Raw genomic sequence first — 19,553 nt, forward strand, 5'->3', positions numbered from 1 at the left:
CACCCACCCAGGAAGGGAAACCCGCCATGAGTCCTCAGACCTTGCAGGGCAAGTCAGCCATCGTCACCGGGGGCGCTTCGGGAATCGGCGGCGCCATCACCAGACTCTTCGTCGAACGAGGGGCCCGTGTCGTGGTCGTCGACTTGCAGGAGGAGGCCGGGCACGCGCTCGCCGCCGAACTGGGCGACGCCGTCGCCTTCCTGCGCGGTGACGTCTCGGACCGGGCCGTCGCGGACACGGCCGTGGCGACCGCGGTGGAGCGCTTCGGCTCCCTCGACGTGCTGGTGAACAACGCGAGTGTGTCCCGGCAGAAGCCGTTCGAGGAGCAGACGGACGACGACTGGAACCTCGCGATGGACACCGGCCTGTACGCCACCCGCAACTTCATGCTCGCCGCTGTGCCCGAGCTGAGGAAGACCGGCAACGCTTCCGTCATCAACTTCGGATCCGGTGCCGGACTCAACGGCCAGCCCAACCAGGCCTCCTACGCGGCGGCGAAGGAGGCCATCCGCGGCCTGAGCCGCGTCGCGGCGAACGAGTGGGCGTCGCTCAACATCCGCGTCAACGTGGTCTGCCCGATGGCTCTGACAGCCGGTGTGGCCAAGTGGGCCGAAGCGCGTCCTGAGCAGTACGCGCAGTCCGCCGCCGCCGTGCCCCTGGGGCGCTTCGGCGACCCTGACCGTGACGTCGCCCCCATCGTGGCCTTCCTCGCGAGCGACGACGCCCAGTACATGACCGGGCAGACCGTCATGGCCGACGGAGGCTCCGTCAAGCTGCGCTGACCGCACTGCCCGCGCCCACCGCGTCGACCAGGGCGACGGGCGGTTCCGCGTCGAGGTCGGCCCGGCTGGGTCGTCATCGCCGAGGACGCCGCGCCGAGGACGCCGCGCGGCGGAACCGGCCTTCGGCGGGCGGGGCCTCCGGCTCACCGGCGGCGCTGTTCGGCGATGACGACGCCCGCGTGGACCGCGATCACCAGTGCCATGCCGAAGCTTGCCCACAGAACCCACCAGAACTGGTCGTCGAGAGCCAAGGAGGGCAGCCGGCCGTTCGGGTCGTAGGCCACCAACAGCCGCGTGTGCTCCTGCCGGTCGGTGGAGTCCTTTCCCTCTCGAGCCGTCAGTTGGCTCCCCAAGGAGTCGGTCCGGCCGTCAGCGCACGCCAGTCGACGGTAGGTGTAGGTCGTGTACCCGCCGGGGCTGTACCGCTTCCAGGTGCGTTCCTCGGTCACGGTGCACGTGTGCCGTGGAGCGACCGAGTTGAACGCCACCACATAGCCGGCGAGAACGGTGGCGACCAGGACGAGGCCCATGGTGAACGCGAGGGGAGCAGACCCCTTGTCCACGAAATGACCGTGGACGCGGCAGCCGAGCGCCAGCGCGAGCCCGGCACAGACCAAGCCGAGCAGCAGGTACAGCGGGTGGACGCGTAGGGACAGCCAGACGACACCGACGAAGGCGGCCACGATCAACGGTGCGGCGCACAGCGCGAACAGCAACCGCAACGGAAACATCGTTCTCCTTCGACCACGCGGGCGACCGGGGCTTCCCTTCGGGAGACGGACTCTTCCTCGGCAAGGACGCTTCGTCCCCCTCGTTCGCTTCCGATCACAGCACCCGTCGATTTGTTCAGCACCGCCTCTTCGCAGGAGAACAACCCCTTCCCAGCGCCTCGCTCCTCCACCGCCTCAATGTGATCTGGAAGCTCCGACCGGGGCAGGAGAGGGCAGGTGCCGCCGCCCGTCCGGCGTGGTCGCGAGCGCTACACCGAACGGACGGAGACTCCTACGGCTGAACGGTGACGCCCCGCTCAGCCCTCAAGGGGGCCTCCTGGCTCGACAGCGGTCTCCACCCCGTCCCGCCTGGGCGCCTCGTCCGACCGCACGCCGCTGTGCTCGGTGCGCAGCGCCGTGAGCATTCCCAGAGCGGACAGCGAAGCGAAGCCGAGAAGAAGCCACCGCGCGGAGGAGACCAACGAGGGTCCGCCCACGTTGACCAGGAGACCGGCGAGTGCCGCACCGAACGCGGTGGCCATCGTCAGTACGGTCGCGATCGCCGCGGCGGCTTTCTCGCCTTCCTGCTTGTCCGTCGTACTGGTCATCGCGGCGACCGACAGGTGGGGCATGGCCATGCCGATACCGGCCCCGGCGATGAGGAGTACGGGCAGCCAGCCCAGGACCACCGGCAGCGACACGTCGCGCTGCTGCAGCGCGGCGAGGACGGCGAGCCCTGCTGCGAGCAGCCCGGGGCCGGCCACCCGCAGCAGGCGCACGGTCCGCGGCCGGTGCGCCGAGGAGCTGACGACCTGGGTGAGGGACCAGCCCAGCGAAAGAGCGGCACCGAAGAACCCGGCTGCCAGCGGTGGAAGGCCGCCGAGCCGCTGGCCGAACAGCGGAAGGAAGGTCTCCACGGCGACTCCCGAGGCGAGCAGCGCGATGGTCAGGTAGACCCAGCGCAGAGTCGAATCGGCCTGGTAGGCCGGGCGGGGCAGTACGCGCACATGGGTGCGCTTCTCGCTCCGCACGAAGGCCCAGACGAGCGCCAGTGCCAGGGCCAGAAGAGCCACCATCGCCCGCGCGTCCGTAAGGATCCCGGCAACGCTCACCGCGCCCGCGGCCCCGATGACGAGCAGCAACGATCGGATCGCCACCGGCACCGGTTCGCCCCCGGCGCGGCCGTTGCGCGGAAGTCCCTTCGGTACCACCGCGGCCAGTGCCACCGAGCCGAGTGCCAACACGACGAACGCCGGCCGCCAGGTCCCGAACTGCGCGAACAGCCCGCCCAGCGCCGGGCCGACGAAGTTGCCCAGGCCGAACATGGCGGAGACCAACGCACTGCCGCGCACCCACAGGTGTCGCGGGAGTGCCGAATGGATCAGAGCGAACCCCAGGCCGGTCAGCAAGCCCGCCCCCAGCCCCTGGACGCCGCGGCCGACCAGGAGCACCGGCATCACCGGACTCGCCGCGCACAGCGCCGAACCCGCGGCGAAGACTCCGAACCCGAACAGATAGGCCCCGATGTCGCCGCTCTTCCCCAGCGTCCAGCTCACGAGCATGGTCGCGACCACCTGGCCGATCAGGAACACGGTCATGTTCCACGCGTAGAGGCGTTCGCCGCCGATGTCAGCGACTGCTGTCGGCAGCAGGCTCGCCGCGAGATAGATGGTGATGGCGCCGACGAGAACGCCACCGGCCAGCACCACAACGGTGCCGAGATGGCTGCCGAGTTCCCGCCACGATCCGACGCTCCGGCTGTTGTTCACTCGCGCTCCCTGCTCCCGGTGTTGTCCTTCTTGCGGGCATCATGGCGGCGCGCGGCGACCCGGTAATCCGGCAAATCGGGCGTGACGTGCGTCACAGTTCTCCTTCGCCGGTCCGTCCGGGCGCTGTCGTCGGTCGGTGACAGGAGAGCGAGAGCGACGGCCGTGGGATTTTCCGCGACGCACCGAACCAGCACCCGTAGAGTGCGCGTGTGATCGCTGCGCCAAGCCCCTGATCTGGAGGGTTCATGACCATCAACCGAGCCTTTGCCAACATCCTCTCCGACGATCTGGCCGGAACGCGGGACTTCTTCGTCGATCTCCTCGGGTTCACCGTGGTGTTCGACAGCGACTGGTTCGTCAACCTGCAAGCGCCGGACAACCCGCTGAATGAACTGGGGATCTGGCGCCGTGAGCACGAGTTGGTCCCTGAGGCCTACCGGGGCAGGCCTCAGGGCGCCGTGCTGACCTTCGTGGTGGACGACGTGGAGGCGGTGTACGCACGGGCGGTGGCGGCAGGCACGAGAATCGTCGAACCGCCGCGAGAGACCTTCTACGGGCAGCGCAGCATGTTGGTCGAGGACCCCAACGGGCAGGTGATCGACGTGTCGACGCCCGGAACGCCGTCACCTGAGTTCCTGGCGGAGATGCGAGAGAAGTACGGGAGCTGAACGTCATCGGCGCCCCGCCGGTCGCTTTCGCATCGCCCAGAGTTCGGAGCGGTTGAGCGACTGGGGGCAGTGCAGGTAGACCTCGTCGGTCTCGACCAGCAGCGCGAGCCGGGGGCGCCTGCCCCGGACGGTCATCGCGTCGAAGAACGGGGCGTCCTTGAGGACGTGGGCGCGGCCGTTGATCCGCAGCACCTCGCTGGAGCCGGGGACGAGGAAGACCAGGCCGACGTGCGGGTTCTCCAGGATGTTGTGGAAGCTGTCGCCCCGTCGGTTGCCGGGGAGGTCCGGCAGGGCGAGCGTGCCGCGGTCCAGGGCCAGGGCGAAACCTGCCTGACCGCCTCGGGGCGAGGCGTCGCAGTTGCCGTCCGCGTCGGAGGTGGCGAGGATGCCGAACGGCGAACGCGCCAGCATGTCCAGGTCGGCGTCGGTCAGCCGCTTGTGCACCTTGTCGACCACCACCGGGTGCGGCCGGCCGAGGAGTTCGCGCAGGTCCTCGGGGGAGTCGACCGGAACGAAACCCGTGGGGTCGGCGGTCTCCGGCGGCTGCTCGCCGACGACCGCGCTACCGGTGCCGTTCACGTCGCTCGCATCGCTCGCATCGCTCGTGTCGTCGGCGTCGCTGGTGTCGTCGGCGTCGCTGGTGTCTGTGGCGTCGGTGGCCGGTATGGGGCTGGGCACGTACGTACTCCCGGTGTGCGGCTGCGCGAGGCGACGCGGCGCCGCTCGGACAGGTCGTGGACAGGTGGCTGGGTTCGTCTGCCTTCAAGAGCCGGTAGCTCCGCGCCCGCGTCGGGGCCGGGAAGCGGAGGGCGCGGGGTGTGGGGTGTGGGGCGCGCACAGCACACAACACGTTCCTACCTACCTCCGGCTACGGACGAGGAGGTGGAGGAAGTAGGGCGTGCCGACGACGGCGGTCATGAGACCCGCGCCGAGCTGCGCCGGGGCGATGACCGTACGGCCCAGCAGGTCGGCTACGGCGACGAGAACGGCGCCCAGGAGCAGGGCCACCGGCACGCTTCGCACATGCCGGCGCCCCACCAGGGCGCGTGCCGCGTGTGGTGCCACGAGGCCCACGAAGCCGATGGTTCCGGCCGCCGCGACGGCGGTCGCGCTCAGCAACACGCTGACCGCGAGAAAACCGAGCCTGCCCCGCGCGAGGGAGAGGCCCAGCAGCCTGGGGGTGTCCTCGTCGAGTGAGACGAGGTCGAGCTCCTTGCGCCGTGCGACCGCCACGGCCGCGCCGACGGCGAGGGCGAGGGCGAGAGGCAGCACGTCGGTCGCGGTGCGCCCGTAGGTCGAGCCCGACAGCCAGGTGAGCGCCTTCGTCGCGTTGAACGGATCGGTGAGGACGATGAACAGGCTGGTGAGCGCGGTCGTCCCGGACGACACCCCGATGCCCACCAGGACGAGACGGTTGCGCTGGAACCCGCCGCGCGCGGCGAGGCCGAAGACGAGCGCCGCGGTGGCCGAGGCACCGGCGAACGCGGCGCCTGCGATGCCCCACGAGCCGGCGCCGTGCACCGTCGTGACGACGAGGACGGCGCCGAGTGCCGCCCCGCCGGAGACGCCGAGGACGCCGGGCTCCGCGAGAGGGTTGCGGGTCACGGCCTGTACCAGCGTGCCCGCCAGGGCCAACGCGGCCCCCGCGAGGAGCGCGGCGAGCACCCGCGGCACCCGGGTGTCGAGGACGAAACCGGTGGCCTGGCCCGCCTGCCCCCGCACCCAGTTGGCGACGTCTCCGAGCAGCAGCTTGGCGTCGCCGAGCAGCACGGCGGCGATCGTCACGCCGACGAGCACGGCCACGAGAACGATTACCGTCGCCACGAAATCGGCCCGGCTCGGGATGCGCAGCCTGTCGGGCGCGGACACGCCGCCTGTGTCCCGGATCCGCAGGGCCATCGCGACGAGGAACACCGCGCCGACTACGCTCGTGACCGCTCCCGTCGGTACCGCGACGGCGGAGTCGGCGCCGGCCACCGCCCGCAGCAGCACATCCGAGCCGAGCACGAGCGCGGCGCCAGCCAGACCGGCCACGGGGAGGGTCAGCCGCGCCCGGGCGAAGGGCCGGTAACGGCGCCCGAGCGGACGTACGAGTGCCGGGGCGCACAGCCCGACGAACCCGATCGGTCCGGCGAGTGTCACGGCCGCAGCGGACAGCAGCGCGGCGAGCGCGACCACCGTGAAGCGGGTGGTCCGGACCGGTACGCCGAGCCCCCGAGCGGCCTCGTCCCCCAGAGCCAGCACATCGACGCGGCGGGCGACGAGCAGCAGTCCGACGAGCCCCAGCAGGGCGACCGGTGCCATCTGGGCCACGCCGGCTGCCCCGTTCTGGGCGAGGGAGCCGTGGCTCCACTGGTAGAGGCCCTCCGTCCGTTCGGGGAAGAGCAGCAGCAGGCCTTCGGTCACGGAGCCGACGCCGAGCGCGAGGGCACTGCCCGCCAGGACGAGTCGGACGGTTCCCGTGCCGGATCCTGACAGCCCCAGCACGGCGACGGCCGCTACGAGACCACCGGCGAAGGCCACCGTGGAGGAGGCGAGAAAGGGCATGGACACCCCGGTCGCCGCCAGCAGCCCGAGGGCCAGATACGAGCCGGCGTTCACCGCGAGGGTGTCCGGCGAGGCGAGCACGTTACGGCTCACGGCCTGCAGCGCGGCGCCCGCGGCACCGAGGCCGACGCCGACCAGGAGCCCCGCGGCCATCCGTGGCAGGCGTGAGGCGATGACGACGGTGGTGTCCGAGTGCCCCGCGCGGCCGGTGAGTGCCTTGACCACCTCACCCGGGCCGACGGCGGCGGTGCCCTGGGTGAGGTCGACGACGGCGAGGACAGCGACGAGGAGCACGAGCCCGGCCGTCACCGCGACCGCGCCCGTCGTGGTCGCCTTGGTCCCGGCAGTGGTGGGGCTGGAGGCTGTTGCGGTGACGGCCACGGCGCTACTTCTCGAGCGCGTCGACGACGGCGTCGGCATAGGCCCCCATCGACGCGGGGCCGCCGAACATCCAGATGCCGTCCGGCAGCCGGTGCACGTCGCCGGCCTTCACGAAGGGCAGCGACTTCCACGTCCGGTTGGCCGCCAGATCCTTGGCGAACGGGTCGCGGCTGTCCTGCTCGCCGGCGATGTAGGCGAACTGGACGTCTCCGAGACCCGTGAGCCCTTCCACGTCCGTGCTGCCGAGCCCGTAGTTCTTGTCGCCCTTGGCCTTCCAGGCGTTCTTCAGCCCGAGTTCCTCGTTGACGGCCCCGATGAGGGAGCGCCGGGTGTAGGGACGGATCGTGACCTGGTTGGAGGTGACGTAACCGTCGGCGAAGGCGACCGCCGTCCCGTCGAGACCGGCGTCCCGGAGGGCCTTCCGGCCTGCGGTGAGCTTCGCCGTGAACTGCTTCCTTACGACGTCGGCCCGCCTCTCCTTGCCGGTGGCCTCGGCGATGAGGTCGAGGTTCTCGTTCATCTGTCCGAGCTGGTCGGACGCGTCGGCGGAGCGCACCTCCAAAACGGGGGCGATCTTCCGTAGTTGCTTGACGGCCGAGGAGGGCAGATCGGTGGTCGCGACGACGAGGTCCGGCGCGAGGGAGGCGATCGTGTCCATGCTCGGCTCGCCGCGCGTGCCGATGTCCTTGGGGTCGTTCTTCAGCTCAGCTGCGGAGTTCCACTCCTGGTAACCCTTCACGTCGGCGACGCCGACGGGCTCGACGCCGAGCGAGACGAGGTTCTCGACGACGTTCCACTCGGTGCCGACGACCTTCTTGGCGGGGCCGTCGAGGGTCACCTTCGTGCCGGTCGCGTCGGTGAGGGCGATGCGGCCGGATGTCGCGTCCGAGCCGGTGGAGGCGGTCTCGGTCGTCCCGCAGCCGGCCAGGACGACGGCCGCGACGGTGGCGGCGAACGCGGTGATCAGGGGGCGTTTCATGGGGTGGTGCTGAGCCTTTCACTTCGCATGTGATGCCGGCCGACCGCGCGGGTCCGCAGCCGGCCGGTCAGGGGGTCGGTGTCGACGTCGATCCGGATGCCGTAGGCCTCGGTCAGCCGCCGCGGCGTCAGGACGTCGGCGGGGACGCCTTCGGCGGTGATCCGCCCCGTCTGGAGCAGGGCGATCCTGTCGGCGACGGCCGCTGCCTGGTCGAGGTCGTGCAGGACGACGCCCACCGAGATCGCGTGCTCGTCCGCCAGGTCCCGGATGAGGTCGAGGAGTTCGACTTGGTATCTCAGGTCGAGATAGGTCGTCGGCTCGTCGAGAAGGAGCACACCTGTCTGCTGGGCGAGGCAGCTCGCGAGCCATACGCGCTGCAACTGGCCACCCGACAGGTGCTCGGCTCCCCGCCAGGCCAGGTCCTCGACGCCTGTCATCCGCAGCGCGCGCTCCACAGCGGCGCTGCCGTCGGGGTCCTGTCCGCCCCAGCGGCCCCTGTGGGGGTAGCGGCCGAACTCGACGAGGTCGCGGACGGTGAGGCCGCCGGGCGTGGGGCGGCCCTGCGTGAGCAGCGCCACGCGGCGTGCGAACGCGCGCGAGGTGAGGGCCAGGCCGTCGGTTTCCCCGTCGAGGGTGAGCGTGCCGCTGCGTGCGCGCTGCAGGCGCGCGAGGGTGCGCAACAGTGTCGACTTCCCACTCCCGTTCGGGCCGACGAGCGCGGTGATCTCGCCTGGCCGGAGTGTGAGGGCGGCCTCGTGTACGACATCGACGTCGTCGTACGCCACGGTCACACTTTCGGCTGCCAGGCCGTGCCCGCGCAGACGCGGGGCAGCGGCGGCGTGCTCACCAACGCTCATGTAGGTAGGTTAGCCTAACCTAAGTAAGTCGTCGTCGGTGGGCTGCCGGACGCCCCTCAGGCCCGGGAGAACAGGGGAGAGCGCCGGGTCGGATCAGGCAGAAGCCAGACCACCCGGGCGTCAGACCACCCGGGCGTCAGATCACGCGGAAGTCAGATCACGCGGGCGTCAGATCACGCGGAAGAGGTCGGCGGCGGCGTGGACGTCGGTGAGGTCCTCGATGGAACGGAGGTTGTCGCACAGGGCCTCCAGGACCGAACCGGCTTCGGCGGCGCGCGGTGCGCCGATGGCCAGCCCGAAGGTACGGAAACCCAGCAGGCGCTTGGCGCCGTTCCAGCCGCGCATCCATTCCTCCGTGACGTCGCACTCGTCGTCGGTGAGCATGACGATGTCGCCGCGCTTGCGGGCGGAGTCGTTGTACTCCTCCTCCAGCAGTTCACTGGCTGCTGTCAGCGGCGTCTGGTAGCTGGTGCCGCCACCGAGGAAGGCCTCCGCGAAGTCGAGCACCTGCGCGATGCCGGCGGGCCGGCCGGCCGGGAAGCGGAAGACCCGGAACTTGTCGGCGGCGGAGAACAGGATGCCGACGAAGTCCCGCTCGGCATGGCGGGCCTGGTCCAGCAGCGCCAGGGCGCAGGCCTTGGCCCACGCCTCCCGGGTGACTCCGCCGGGCCCCGCCTCGTACATGGAGTGCGAGGTGTCCACGCACGCGATGACGGCGCCCTGGCCGGTGGCCTCCTCGCCCTGGCTGTCGTAGAGCATCAGCTCCCCGGCGGCGTAGCGCGCGGCGAACACCGCGCGCAGCTCGGCCACGCCGAGGTGGGCCAACTCGGAGGGAACGACGCGGGAGAGGTCGTCGCCGAGCGTGACGCCGACCAGCTGACCGGTGGCGTTCTCCACCTTGCGGGCACGTTCACCCTCGGCCATCTGCCGGAAACGCCCGATCAGCTCGGCCCACTGCGCGAGACGGCTGGTACGCAGCCGGTCGGCGAGGCGGGCGCGCTGGTCGAACGGCATCCGCTCGAGCTCGCCCAGGCCGACGCCCCACGCCCGCATCAGCGCGGCTTCCTCCCGCACCGCGGCGGCGGCCTGAGCCACCGCGCTCCGCGCGTCGGAACGGGTACCGGGGACCGCCGCCGCGGCGGCGACGGCGGTGTCCTGGGCGGCCCGCCGCGCGGCGGCCTCGGCAGTGTTGATCGCCTCGTGCACGGCGTCGGCGGCCGGGGCCCGCACGGTGCCGTCCTCATCCGCCTCGTCGGCGGCCCGTCGGAGCGCCTCGGCCACGGCTTGCGCCGCGTTCGCGGCGTCCTGCCGGGCCCTCTGCGCATGCTCGGCCCGCGTCCGCGCGTCCTGGGAGCGCTCCAGCATCCGGCGCAGCGCAGGCGCCTGGGCGAGTACGGCCATGGCGGCGGCGTACGGATCGCCCAAGGTCTCCCGGCGCAGCTCCGCGAACTCCGGCGACTCCACCAGCGAGCTGATGATCTGGTGGTTGACCAGCCGGGAAGGGGACATCTCCGTGCGCTCGCGCAACCGCGGGTCGAGCTTGTAGGCGGCCAGAAAGACGTCGGCCAGAAGATCGGTCGTGCAGTGGTAGCGACCGGCCAGCTCCTCGGCCAGCTCCCGCAGCGCGGCCGACTGCTCGTAGGTGTCGCGCCAGGCGATCAGGTCGAACCGGTCCGCCACCAGGGCCACGCTGTGCCGCTGCGGAGCGGCGGCGGACAGCCCCAGCCACTTCGCGGACCGGCTGGTCAGCTCGTTCAGTTGGTGCGGTGCCGCACCCATCGCCTCTGTCTCTCCGCTGCTCACAGCTGGGACTGCACCATGCTCGCATCCATACCGAGGGCCTCGGTGAGAACGCGGACGCGGACGGCACGCTGACGCCCGAAGACCCGGTCGATGGCAGCGGTGGAGCGTCCGGCGCCCGCCGCCTCCTCGCGCAGCTTCTCCAGCCTCCTCCCGGCCGTGGCGAGCTTGTTGTGGGCCTTCTTGATGACCCACTCGCTCAGCGCCTCGCGAGACTGCCCGGCCATGGCGTCGAGCTGGGCCTCCAGCTCGTCCATGGCGTCGGCCAGGTCGAGCGCCTCCTTGGCGTCCGGGTTGACCAGCTGGAGTACCTCGCGCTCGACGGTCGGGCGTTCGGCGGGGGAGTCCCACAGCACGTGGGTGAGCACCGACAGGTCGGTCTCCGCGACCGCCGAGCGGCCGTCAAGGTAGGCGGACGCCTGGAGGAGACCGACCGACTGGCGCCAGCGGCGGTCGGAAGCGACGAGCTCCTTGCGGCGCAGGGCGGCCCGCAGCGTACACACCGCGTCCACGATCACATCGGGTATGTCCACGGCCGGGACGGCCTCTGCCACGGCCTGCTGCAACGCGGCCAGCTCGACGGTGGTGCGGGTCGGTGCCGCCGGGCGGCCGACGGCCGAGCGGACCAGCGCGGCGAAGTTCGAGGGATCGGCCAGATAACCGACCTCGATCCGTACCAACAGGCGGTCGTAGATCGCGGCCAGGTCCTCCCCGCTGGGCAGCTCGTTGCTCGCCGTGATGGCCCCGATCAGCGGGCAGGAGATCGGCGCGCCCCCGTTCTCGGGATGGTAGATCCGCTCGTTCAGGTAGCCCAACGTCTCGTTCAGCGCCGCCGCGGAGCACTTGAATATCTCGTCGATGAACGCGACATGTGCGGTCGTGGCTCGCCCGTCGTACACCTGGCGGTACTCACCCCGGGTCAGCGCGGCGACGTCGATCGGCCCGAACATCCGCGTCGGAGCGGTGAACTTGGACAGGAGGATCTCCCAGTAGGACGCCCCCTCGATCCTGCCCGTGAGCTCCCGGGCCATCTCGGACTTCGCCGTCCCCGGCGGACCGAGCACCAACGAGTGCTGCCCGGCCAGCAACGTCACCACCAGCGCCCGCACCACGTCATCGCGCTCGTAGAAGCGGTCCGACAACTCGTCGCTGATCGCCCGCAGCCTCTTGGCCGCGTCCTGCGCGTCCTGCGCGTCCCGCGCGCTCATGTGCAGCTCCTTGCCTGTGACGCCGCTCTGCCGGCCGGGCCGCCGAGGCAGTCCTCCTCCCGGAGCCACGCCGAAGTGACGGGTAGCTGCGGGCGATAGCGGTCACACCGGGCTGGTCATCGAAGAACGATTCTTTGCCCGAGTAAGATAACTCGGCTACCGGGGGAGCCGTGGGCATCGACCGGCTCGCACAACGCGGTGCGAAGCCGTGCCAGGCCACGAGCCTGTCGCCGCGTGACCGCGTGACCGCGTGACCGCGTGACCGCGTGACCGCGTGACCGGGTGACCGGCGCGCCGGGGTGTCTCCCGGCATGGCTCTCCGGGTTCCCCTGAGGGCGCAGTGCCCGTGTGCACCCGAATGTTGCATTCGATGTCGGCATGTGCAGTACACCCACCGCGACGCGCGCTCTGGCGGGGTATGCGGTCCGTATGAGTTCCGAACCTCCGCCCCTGCTCGCCCTGGATCTGACCGGCACGTTCGCTTTCGGGCTCAACGGAGCGCTGACAGCGGTGCGTGCCGCGCGCCTGGACGTGGTCGGAGTGATCGTTCTCGGCATGATGACAGCGCTGGGCGGCGGTGTCATCCGCGATGTCCTGCTCGGCTCGCTGCCACCCGCGACCCTCCGCGACTGGCGGTACTACACGCTCGCGGCCGTCGGCGGCCTGATCGCCTTCGCCCTCAGCAGGCACCTGCATCGTCTGGAGACACCGATCACGATCCTCGACGCGGTCGGGCTGAGCGCGTTCGCTGTCATCGGCGCGAGCAAAGCCCTGGAATTCGGGCTGGCCCCTGCACCGGCAGTCCTGCTGGGCGTGCTCACCGCGGTGGGCGGGGGCACCATCCGTGACACGCTCGTCCGCCGGATCCCGTCGGTGCTCCGCAGTGGTCTGTACGCCGTTCCCGCCCTCGTGGGCGCCGCCATGACCGTCGCCACCGTCCGGATGGGCGTCTACGGTGTGCCGGCCGCACTGGGCGCCGCCATGACGTGTTTCCTGATCCGTGTGCTCGGCCTCCGCTACCGCCTCAACGTACCCGAGCCGCCTGAGACCTCCGGCCGCCGGGAACCGCCCCGCGACAGCCCATAGCCCGGCCCACGCCAGGCTTGTCGCCTTGGGCGGGCCGAGCTCTGGAACCGTAACCGTCGTCGTAGCGGGAGCGGGAGCGGGAGCGGGAGCAGAGGCAGGGGGCAGGGGCAAGAGCAGGGGGAGCGTGTCACACCTGCGGCTCGAAGGCTCCGGAGACGGCCAGGCTGTCCTCGTAGACGTGGTGGCGGGTGATCAGGCCGTTCACCACCGTCAGGTGCAGGGCGAACCGAGCGCGGTAGGGGCGGCCGGTGTCACGGACCGTTTGGCGGATCTCGCCCAGCAGGACTGCGTTGTCTCCGTCGACCAGGGTCCGCTCGATCCGGGTGTCGGCCTGCTCCGGTATGTGCTCCTCGGCCAGTGAGCGGAAGTGGTCGGCGACGTCAGCTCGGGTGGAGCGTGCGCGGATCCAGCAAGGTGCTGCCCGACTGTGCCCCGGCTCCGGCCAGCTGAGCTTCCAGTCGATGTGCTCGGCGTACAGCGCGGCGATGCGCTCGGGGTCGCCCTGGCCGATGCGTCGCACAAGCTCGTCCACGACGGTGCGCGTGTCTGTGGGCATGAGACTCCGTTCACTGAGGAGGGGCTGGGCTACGAAGCGCCGCCGCCGTTGCGGCGTCCGCCGGGAAGAACGATTCGATGGCCAACTCGGCAGTCGTCACCTCAAGCGGGGTGCCGAAGGTGGCGACGGTGCTGAAGAAGGTCAGTTCGCCACCGTCGTGGCGGAGCCGCAGTGGCACGAAGATGTCCGCCGGTCCGGGGAACTCGACGTCGGGCTCCGGCTCGTGACAGGGGTATGCCGCCAGTTCGTCGTGCAACTCGCGCAGCGCACCCTCCAGGCCGGCGGCGACCTGGCGGCGCAGACGGCCCATGAGGTGGGCCCGCCATTGGCCGAGATTGGCGATGTGCGGTGCCAGGCCGTCCGGGTGCAGGGCGACGCGTAGGGCGTTGGCCGGTGGTTTCAGCAGCTCGGGCGCCACCTTGTCGGTGAACAGGGCGAGACTCGCGTTGCTGTCCACGATGTTCCAGGCCCGGTCGAACACGGCCGCCGGGTACGGCTCGTGGCCTTCCAACACCTGCCGCACGGCCCTGCGCACGGCGACCATACGCGGCGAGTCGAGCGGACTCTCCGTGTACACCGGGGCGTGACCAGCGGCCAGCAGGAGTTGGTTGCGCATGCGCAGCGGTATGTCCAGTTCCTCGGCCAGGCGCAGCACCATGACGCTGCTGGGCCGGGAGCGGCCCGTCTCGACGAAGCTGATGTGCCGCGACGAGGTCTCCGCTCGCAGGGACAGCTCGAGCTGACTCAGTCGTCGCCGACGGCGCCACTCGCGGAGCAGTTGGCCGACTTGTGGGGGCGCTGCGGTTGCCATGCGGGAGACGTTAAGCGGGTCACTGGTCCGGCGCCATTACCTCTGAGGTAATCGACGCCACGACGGAGGCGGCACGTCACGCAGGCGATGCCGCCTCGGAGGAGGGTGCCTCGCGGGCCAAGCGGTGAGGCGGCCTGCTTCACCGGCGCAGCGGAAGCGTGTGCAACTCCAGCCCCGCCACGCGTCCGGCCTTCACCTGAGCGGTCATGTACGTGCAGTGGGGCTGGCGCCGCCGGTCCGTCGGCGAGCCCGGGTTGAGCAGACGCAGCCGTCCGTCTTCTGTCGTGGTGTCCCAGGGGATGTGGCTGTGCCCGAAGACCAGGACGTCCAGGTCGGGGAAGCGGGCGGCGCAGCGATGCTCCCGCCCCTGCGCCGCGCCGGTCTCGTGGACGACACCGAAGCGCAGGCCTCCCAGTTGCGCGTACGCCACCTCCGGCAGCCGCGCCCGCAGCTCGGGGCCGTCGTTGTTGCCGTACACCCCGATCAGCCGCCGCGCTCGCGACTCCAGCAGGTCGAGGGTGGCCGTGTCCACCCAGTCGCCCGCGTGCAGCACGACATCGGCGCGGGGGACCTCGGCCAGCAGCTGCTCAGGCAGGCGCTTGGCGCGCTTGGGCAGATGGGTGTCGGACATGAGCAGGAGTCGCACCCTGCGACCGTAGCGGACGGGAGGGTGCTTGCGTGGCGCCGCGCGACCCCGAGCGCGTGTTGCGCCCGCCTCAGTTGCGCGGCCGACGGCCTCCCCTACGTACTCTCGGGTGGCGGTCATCCCCGGATGCAGCCGCGTGCGGTCTCTTGCCCGGTTGAGTGCGGACATTCCGGGGGGTTGCACCTTCCGTAGCGGCATGTGGTCCGGTGGACTCACGTCCCGATGCCTTGAGGAAAGGTCTCTGCTCATGCATGCGTCTTTCGTGCCACCCCGTCAGGTCAAGATCGGCGACGCGGCGGCCTTCGTCGGCAGCACGCCGCGGGCGATTCGCCATTACCACGAGATCGGCCTGCTCCCCGAGCCTGAGCGGGGCGGCGATGACCGCCGCCGCTACGGGTACGAGGACATGATCCGCTTGCTGTGGATTCGCAAGATGGCCGACGCCGGGATCGCCCTGGACGACATCCGAGACGCCCTGACCACCGGCACGGCTTGTGCCGGTGCGGACAGCGGAGACCACATCGCGGGCATCCTGGAGCGGTTGGAGGAAACCCTCGCCGAGCAGGAGGCGGAACTGCGGCGGCAACGGATGGCCGTGCAGCGGATGCGCACCGAAGGCAGCCGGATGGGCCTGCTCTCCGAGGTCGTCACCGAACGTCTCAAGAGCCTGCCCGAGGGCTCCCTGCGCCAGGCGGACCTGGACAGTCTGCTGGTCACTGAGCGGATCTTCGGCCCGCTCGGCGCGGCCGTCCAGGCCACCCGCTTCGTCGTCCTGGCCACGCATCCCGCTCTGCGGGAGGTTTCCGACCGTATCGATGACGCCGAGGAGGCACTCGATGACAGTGTCGCCGTCGATGATCCACGGGTGGCCCAAGTGGCCGTCGAGCGGCACGCCTTCGAAAGCGCCCTGCAGGCCGTCATCGAGGAATCCGGCCTGGACCAGGACGACGACGCCCTCTTCGACGCCTGGGACACCTTGCACCCTGCCACCGCCGATGACGGCGAGGGCGAGGGCGGCTTCGGCTCTGGCAGGCGGGAGGCTGACTCCATGAGCGTGTTCGAAGCCACCGGCAAGATGCCCTACGACTTCTCCCCAGCGCGCCTGCGCTGCATGGAACTCGCGGAAGAACTATCCGCCCAAGACGCACCCGCCACCTAGGCACCGTGGCCGTGCCGCACACAAGGCCGATCAGCGCCCGCCGCTGCCCTTCCGCGACCTAGGGCGGGCCCGCTCCGAGCGACCGTCCCCCCGGGCCACCGCCACCAGCTCTGCCGCCGGCCCCACCAGCCGCCTTCCCATCGGCCAGACCGCACGCAGTGCACGCGTGAGCTCCACCCCGGCCACCTCGATCCCGACCAGACGCTCCTCGGCGACGTCTCCGCGCACGGCGAGCTCGCTCAGCACCGCGGGCCCTGTGCCGGCGATCACCGCGCCCCGGACGGCGGCCGTCGAGCCCAGCTCCAGCAGCGCGCGGGCGCGGCCGTACCCGGCCAGGTGCAGCGCGCGGTCGAGCGTCTGGCGGGTGCCGGACCCTCTCTCGCGCAGCACCAGTGGCGTGGTGGACAGCTCCCGCGCGGCCAGCGGCTGACGGCGGCGGGCCCACGGATGGCCGGGGTCGACCACGACGACCAACCGGTCCTCGGCGACCTGCCGCGTCGACATCACCTGCGACAGATGCGGTCCCTCGACGAAGCCGACGTCGGCTTCACCCGATTCGACCAGACCGGGAACGTGCTCGCTGTTGGTGACCTGAAGCCCTATGTACAGCTCTGGCCTGCGGCTTCGCAGCTCGCTGATCCAGGCGGGCAGCAGGTACTCGGCGATCGTCAGGCTCGCCGCCACCCGGAGTTCGGCCTCCCGCCGGTTGCGCAGCGCGTCGGAACCGGTGAGCAGGGCCTCCACCTCGTCCAGGACACGCCGGGCGTGACCCGCGACGATCTGGCCCGAGGCCGTGAGCCGCGAACCTCGGCGCGTGCGGTCGACCAGCACCAGCCCGAGCGCCCGCTCCAGGGTGGACAGGCGGCGGCTCGCCGACGGCTGCGCGATCCGGAGCCGCTCGGCGGCCCGACCGAGACTGCCCAGCTCGGCGACGAGCACGAGCAGCCGCAGCGACTCCAGGTCAGGGGTGCGGGAGGGCATCGGCGCCGCGCCGGACGCGGGGCTGGAGGGAGGTTCCGCGGAATCAGCTGTCACAGCGACAGCGTATGTCGCGCTCATAGCGTTGCACTATGAGCTGCTGTGCGATCGGGGGCTACAGCGGGGCCGCCCCGGCCCGGAGAGTGTGGATCATGACTGATGACAGCGACGCCTCTCCCCCCGCCCACGGCTCACCGACACCGGCCCCATCCGGCTCCACGACCGCCGCTCAGGACGCGGCCCCAGCCGGGTCCACGACCGCCGCCCAGGACACGGCCTCGCCCGCCGACGCGTCGGCCGCGAAGCCCCCCTCCACCCGGAGTGTGGGCACCGTGGTCCTCTCCCGTCTCCCCGGGCTGGCCCTCGCCGTGTCCATCGCGGCGGTGGCCACTGGGGTGGGCAGGCTCATGCCGGTCGTCGGCGGGCCGGTGAGCGGCATCGTGCTGGGCGTACTGGTGGCGGTGGCGGTCCGGCCTGGGGCCGTGCTGCGGCCGGGCATCGCGTTCGCCGGTCGCGGCCTGCTGCAGACCGCAGTCGTGGTGCTGGGCGCGCAGCTGTCACTGGGACAGATCATGAAGGTGGGACTGGGGTCGCTTCCGGTGATGCTGGTGACCCTCGCGGCCTGCCTGGCCGCGGCGTACTGGATCGGGCGGCGCCTGGGAATCGTCCGTGATCTGCGCACCCTGATCGGGGTCGGCACCGGGATCTGCGGCGCCTCGGCCATCGCGGCGGTGACGCCGGTCATCGGAGCGATGGAGGCGGAGGTGGCCTACGCGGTCTCCACCATCTTCGTCTTCAACGTCGCCGCGGTCCTGACCTTCCCCTTCCTCGGTCACCTGCTGGACATGAGCCAGCACGCCTTCGGGCTCTTCGCCGGTACCGCGGTCAACGACATGTCCTCCGTGGTCGCCGCCGCCACCACCTACGGCGGCCCCGCGGCGAACTACGCCGTCGTCGTGAAGCTGGCCCGCACCCTGCTCATCATCCCCATCTGCCTGGGGCTGGCCGCACTGGTCCGCCGCCGCGCGGCGGCCACCGCGGGCTCGGCCGAGTCGGGCAGGCCCGAGCCCCGGCGGGTCCGGTTCGGCCGTCTCATCCCCTGGTTCCTGGTCGGCTTCATCGCCCTGGCCGCGATCAACACCGCGGGGCTCGTGCCCCACGCGGCGCACGAGCCGCTCAGCACACTCGCCGTCTTCCTCATCACGGTGGCACTCTCCGCCATCGGCCTGTCCACCGAACCGGCCAAGCTGCGGCGCGCCGGCCCCGCCCCGCTGCTGCTCGGCGGCCTGCTGTGGCTGGTGGTGTCCGCGACCAGCCTGGCCTTGCAGTACCTGCTCGGTCACTTCTGAACGGGGTGGCACAGCGGCTCCCGGCACCGCGTCGGCAGGACGTCGGCCCCGGAGCGGAGACGGCCGTCTTCGGCGGTGGCGGAGTACGCAGCAGCGCTCTGCCCGCCGAGACGGTCACCACCACCCCCTCCCCGGCGAGCCGAACGAGAGGGGGCGTCGGGCCGAGGCGCGGGCCCAGCGGGCGGCGGCCCCGGAAGCACACGTGCCCTTACGTCTGCGTCCGCGCGATGCCCCGCGAGTAGTGCTCCTTGAACACCTCCAGGTGCGCCCACGTGGTCAGGCCGCGCACCTCGTCGAGTGCCTTGATCTGCTCCGTGACGTGGTGCAGGCGTGTGGTCGAGTCGGCGCCGAGGGTGAACACCAGGTCGAAGCGGCCCACGGTACGGGCGACGAACTCGACCCCGGGCAGGGCGGCGAGGAACTCGGTGACGTGCTCGTCGTCCCCGCCCAGATTCAGGCCCGCGCCGAGTGCGGGCCTGCCGCTGCCCGAGCCGCGCCGTACCACGGCGGCGACGTGCAGGGCGCGGTTGCCGACGAGCCGGCTGACCCGGGCGCGGGCGGCGCTCGGTGACATGCCGACGCGGCGGGCCAGTTCGACGAACGGCATGCGGCCGTCGCGCTCCAGCAGTTCGATGAGCCGCAGGTCGGTGGCGTTGACGTGCACGTCGCCGCGGAGCGGTCCTTGCGGCATGAAGACCGACGTGACGACGTCGGTGTAGAGGAGCGTGTTGACCGCCCGTACCCGAGGCTGCGCGCGGAGGTGGGCGAGGGCGTCGTACAGCTCGCGGTCGCTGGAGACGCGCAGCTCCGCGACGAGATCGTAGGCGCCGCTGACGGCGGAGACGAAGACCGAGGCGTCCGTCGCGCACAGCGCGCCGACCACGTCGTCGGCGGGCCCCGACACGGCGACGGAGACGTGGGCGAGCGAGGTGAGCCCGAGAAGCTGGGGATGCGCCACGGCCGCGATCTCCACGGCGCCCGAGGTGAGCAGCGCCTGCACCCGCGTCGAGACCGCCGTCCTCGGCGCGCCCACCCGGGCGGCCAGCTCGCTGTAGCTCGCCCTGCCGTCCTGCTGGAGCGCGGCGATGAGCATGGCGTCCAGATCCTCGTTCATGCGTGTCCGAGACCCAATCTTTACAGAGTGATTCCGTGCTTCCGAAAGAACAAGTTTACGGTCGACGTGAGCATGGGGAGCTGATCAGCCGCATATCAGAGCCGGAGGCCGACAGAAACGCGGCGACACGCGCGCGGAGCAGCGTACATGGCA

The 19,553-nt window shown here is 71.2% G+C and carries 18 protein-coding genes; 5 read left to right on the top strand and 13 right to left on the bottom strand.

The genetic code is table 11. From position 1 onward, the window contains the following. Window positions 1–26: 26 nt before the first annotated feature. A complete protein-coding gene (locus tag AB8Z75_RS02505; protein WP_369199676.1) occupies window positions 27–782 on the top strand; it encodes an SDR family NAD(P)-dependent oxidoreductase in 756 nt (251 codons plus the stop codon). A gap of 143 nt (window positions 783–925) precedes the next feature. Here AB8Z75_RS02505 and AB8Z75_RS02510 read toward each other — a convergent pair whose 3' ends face one another. Beyond that, the gene (locus tag AB8Z75_RS02510; RefSeq protein ID WP_369199677.1) at window positions 926–1,513 is read right to left on the bottom strand and encodes a hypothetical protein; all 588 of its coding nucleotides are present in this window, start codon (window positions 1,511–1,513) and stop codon (window positions 926–928) included. Window positions 1,514–1,809: 296 nt separating this feature from the next. Continuing rightward, on the bottom strand, window positions 1,810–3,261 hold the full coding sequence (locus tag AB8Z75_RS02515; RefSeq protein ID WP_369199678.1) for an MFS transporter: 1,452 nt from the start codon (window positions 3,259–3,261) through the stop codon (window positions 1,810–1,812). Window positions 3,262–3,506: 245 nt separating this feature from the next. Between AB8Z75_RS02515 and AB8Z75_RS02520 the strand changes: the two genes are divergently transcribed. Further along, complete coding sequence (locus AB8Z75_RS02520) at window positions 3,507–3,929, top strand: VOC family protein (protein WP_369199679.1); 423 nt, start codon at window positions 3,507–3,509, stop codon at window positions 3,927–3,929. 3 nt (window positions 3,930–3,932) lie between these two features. On the opposite strand, the gene AB8Z75_RS02525 is transcribed toward AB8Z75_RS02520, so the two are convergent. The 6 genes from AB8Z75_RS02525 to AB8Z75_RS02550 form a co-directional block, all read right to left on the bottom strand. Next, window positions 3,933–4,508: an MSMEG_1061 family FMN-dependent PPOX-type flavoprotein gene (locus AB8Z75_RS02525; protein WP_369199714.1), complete on the bottom strand. Its 576-nt coding sequence runs from the start codon at window positions 4,506–4,508 to the stop codon at window positions 3,933–3,935. 279 nt (window positions 4,509–4,787) lie between these two features. Continuing rightward, on the bottom strand, window positions 4,788–6,857 hold the full coding sequence (locus AB8Z75_RS02530; protein WP_369199680.1) for an iron ABC transporter permease: 2,070 nt from the start codon (window positions 6,855–6,857) through the stop codon (window positions 4,788–4,790). A gap of 4 nt (window positions 6,858–6,861) precedes the next feature. Then, the gene (locus AB8Z75_RS02535; protein WP_369199681.1) at window positions 6,862–7,836 is read right to left on the bottom strand and encodes an iron-siderophore ABC transporter substrate-binding protein; all 975 of its coding nucleotides are present in this window, start codon (window positions 7,834–7,836) and stop codon (window positions 6,862–6,864) included. After that, window positions 7,833–8,693, bottom strand: coding sequence for an ABC transporter ATP-binding protein (locus tag AB8Z75_RS02540; RefSeq protein ID WP_369199682.1), 861 nt, complete (start codon window positions 8,691–8,693; stop codon window positions 7,833–7,835). Before AB8Z75_RS02540 ends, AB8Z75_RS02535 begins: the two co-directional genes overlap by 4 nt. 168 nt (window positions 8,694–8,861) lie before the next feature. After that, window positions 8,862–10,472, bottom strand: a complete 1,611-nt coding sequence (locus AB8Z75_RS02545; protein ID WP_369199715.1) for a VWA domain-containing protein — start codon at window positions 10,470–10,472, stop codon at window positions 8,862–8,864. Between the two features lie 20 nt (window positions 10,473–10,492). Next, a complete protein-coding gene (locus tag AB8Z75_RS02550) occupies window positions 10,493–11,701 on the bottom strand; it encodes an AAA family ATPase (RefSeq protein ID WP_369199683.1) in 1,209 nt (402 codons plus the stop codon). A gap of 429 nt (window positions 11,702–12,130) precedes the next feature. On the opposite strand from AB8Z75_RS02550, the gene AB8Z75_RS02555 reads away from it, so the two are divergent. Beyond that, on the top strand, window positions 12,131–12,787 hold the full coding sequence (locus AB8Z75_RS02555; protein WP_369199684.1) for a trimeric intracellular cation channel family protein: 657 nt from the start codon (window positions 12,131–12,133) through the stop codon (window positions 12,785–12,787). A gap of 127 nt (window positions 12,788–12,914) precedes the next feature. Here the strand turns inward: AB8Z75_RS02555 and AB8Z75_RS02560 are convergent, their stop codons facing one another. The 3 genes from AB8Z75_RS02560 to AB8Z75_RS02570 form a co-directional block, all read right to left on the bottom strand. Beyond that, on the bottom strand, window positions 12,915–13,343 hold the full coding sequence (locus tag AB8Z75_RS02560) for a nuclear transport factor 2 family protein (protein WP_369199685.1): 429 nt from the start codon (window positions 13,341–13,343) through the stop codon (window positions 12,915–12,917). A gap of 10 nt (window positions 13,344–13,353) precedes the next feature. Next, entirely contained in the window at window positions 13,354–14,154 is an 801-nt protein-coding gene (locus tag AB8Z75_RS02565) for a helix-turn-helix domain-containing protein (protein WP_369199686.1), read from the bottom strand. 139 nt (window positions 14,155–14,293) lie between these two features. Then, window positions 14,294–14,800: a metallophosphoesterase gene (locus AB8Z75_RS02570; protein ID WP_369199687.1), complete on the bottom strand. Its 507-nt coding sequence runs from the start codon at window positions 14,798–14,800 to the stop codon at window positions 14,294–14,296. 247 nt (window positions 14,801–15,047) lie between these two features. On the opposite strand from AB8Z75_RS02570, the gene AB8Z75_RS02575 reads away from it, so the two are divergent. Beyond that, entirely contained in the window at window positions 15,048–15,959 is a 912-nt protein-coding gene (locus AB8Z75_RS02575; RefSeq protein ID WP_369199688.1) for a MerR family transcriptional regulator, read from the top strand. 30 nt (window positions 15,960–15,989) lie between these two features. On the opposite strand, the gene AB8Z75_RS02580 is transcribed toward AB8Z75_RS02575, so the two are convergent. Further along, on the bottom strand, window positions 15,990–16,940 hold the full coding sequence (locus AB8Z75_RS02580) for a LysR family transcriptional regulator (protein ID WP_369199716.1): 951 nt from the start codon (window positions 16,938–16,940) through the stop codon (window positions 15,990–15,992). Between the two features lie 149 nt (window positions 16,941–17,089). On the opposite strand from AB8Z75_RS02580, the gene AB8Z75_RS02585 reads away from it, so the two are divergent. Beyond that, a complete protein-coding gene (locus AB8Z75_RS02585) occupies window positions 17,090–18,286 on the top strand; it encodes a putative sulfate exporter family transporter (protein ID WP_369199689.1) in 1,197 nt (398 codons plus the stop codon). A 208-nt stretch (window positions 18,287–18,494) separates the two neighbouring features. On the opposite strand, the gene AB8Z75_RS02590 is transcribed toward AB8Z75_RS02585, so the two are convergent. Further along, a complete protein-coding gene (locus AB8Z75_RS02590) occupies window positions 18,495–19,400 on the bottom strand; it encodes an Lrp/AsnC family transcriptional regulator (protein WP_369199690.1) in 906 nt (301 codons plus the stop codon). Between the last annotated feature and the right edge of the window lie 153 nt (window positions 19,401–19,553).

The organism is Streptomyces sp. PU-14G (genome assembly GCF_041028275.1).
GTDB lineage: Bacteria > Actinomycetota > Actinomycetes > Streptomycetales > Streptomycetaceae > Streptomyces.

Bases quoted from the DNA above. Each gene is read 5' to 3' on its own strand.
- AB8Z75_RS02505 (WP_369199676.1), top strand. From the start codon at position 27: ATGAGTCCTCAGACCTTGCAGGGCAAGTCAGCCATCGTCACCGGGGGC.
- AB8Z75_RS02535 (WP_369199681.1), bottom strand. From the start codon at position 7,836: ATGAAACGCCCCCTGATCACCGCGTTCGCCGCCACCGTCGCGGCCGTC.
- AB8Z75_RS02565 (WP_369199686.1), bottom strand. From the start codon at position 14,154: ATGGCAACCGCAGCGCCCCCACAAGTCGGCCAACTGCTCCGCGAGTGG.
- AB8Z75_RS02560 (WP_369199685.1), bottom strand. From the start codon at position 13,343: ATGCCCACAGACACGCGCACCGTCGTGGACGAGCTTGTGCGACGCATC.
- AB8Z75_RS02550 (WP_369199683.1), bottom strand. From the start codon at position 11,701: ATGAGCGCGCGGGACGCGCAGGACGCGCAGGACGCGGCCAAGAGGCTG.
- AB8Z75_RS02520 (WP_369199679.1), top strand. From the start codon at position 3,507: ATGACCATCAACCGAGCCTTTGCCAACATCCTCTCCGACGATCTGGCC.
- AB8Z75_RS02540 (WP_369199682.1), bottom strand. From the start codon at position 8,693: ATGAGCGTTGGTGAGCACGCCGCCGCTGCCCCGCGTCTGCGCGGGCAC.
- AB8Z75_RS02545 (WP_369199715.1), bottom strand. From the start codon at position 10,472: ATGGGTGCGGCACCGCACCAACTGAACGAGCTGACCAGCCGGTCCGCG.
- AB8Z75_RS02585 (WP_369199689.1), top strand. From the start codon at position 17,090: ATGACTGATGACAGCGACGCCTCTCCCCCCGCCCACGGCTCACCGACA.
- AB8Z75_RS02590 (WP_369199690.1), bottom strand. From the start codon at position 19,400: ATGAACGAGGATCTGGACGCCATGCTCATCGCCGCGCTCCAGCAGGAC.
- AB8Z75_RS02555 (WP_369199684.1), top strand. From the start codon at position 12,131: ATGAGTTCCGAACCTCCGCCCCTGCTCGCCCTGGATCTGACCGGCACG.
- AB8Z75_RS02510 (WP_369199677.1), bottom strand. From the start codon at position 1,513: ATGTTTCCGTTGCGGTTGCTGTTCGCGCTGTGCGCCGCACCGTTGATC.
- AB8Z75_RS02575 (WP_369199688.1), top strand. From the start codon at position 15,048: ATGCATGCGTCTTTCGTGCCACCCCGTCAGGTCAAGATCGGCGACGCG.
- AB8Z75_RS02580 (WP_369199716.1), bottom strand. From the start codon at position 16,940: ATGCCCTCCCGCACCCCTGACCTGGAGTCGCTGCGGCTGCTCGTGCTC.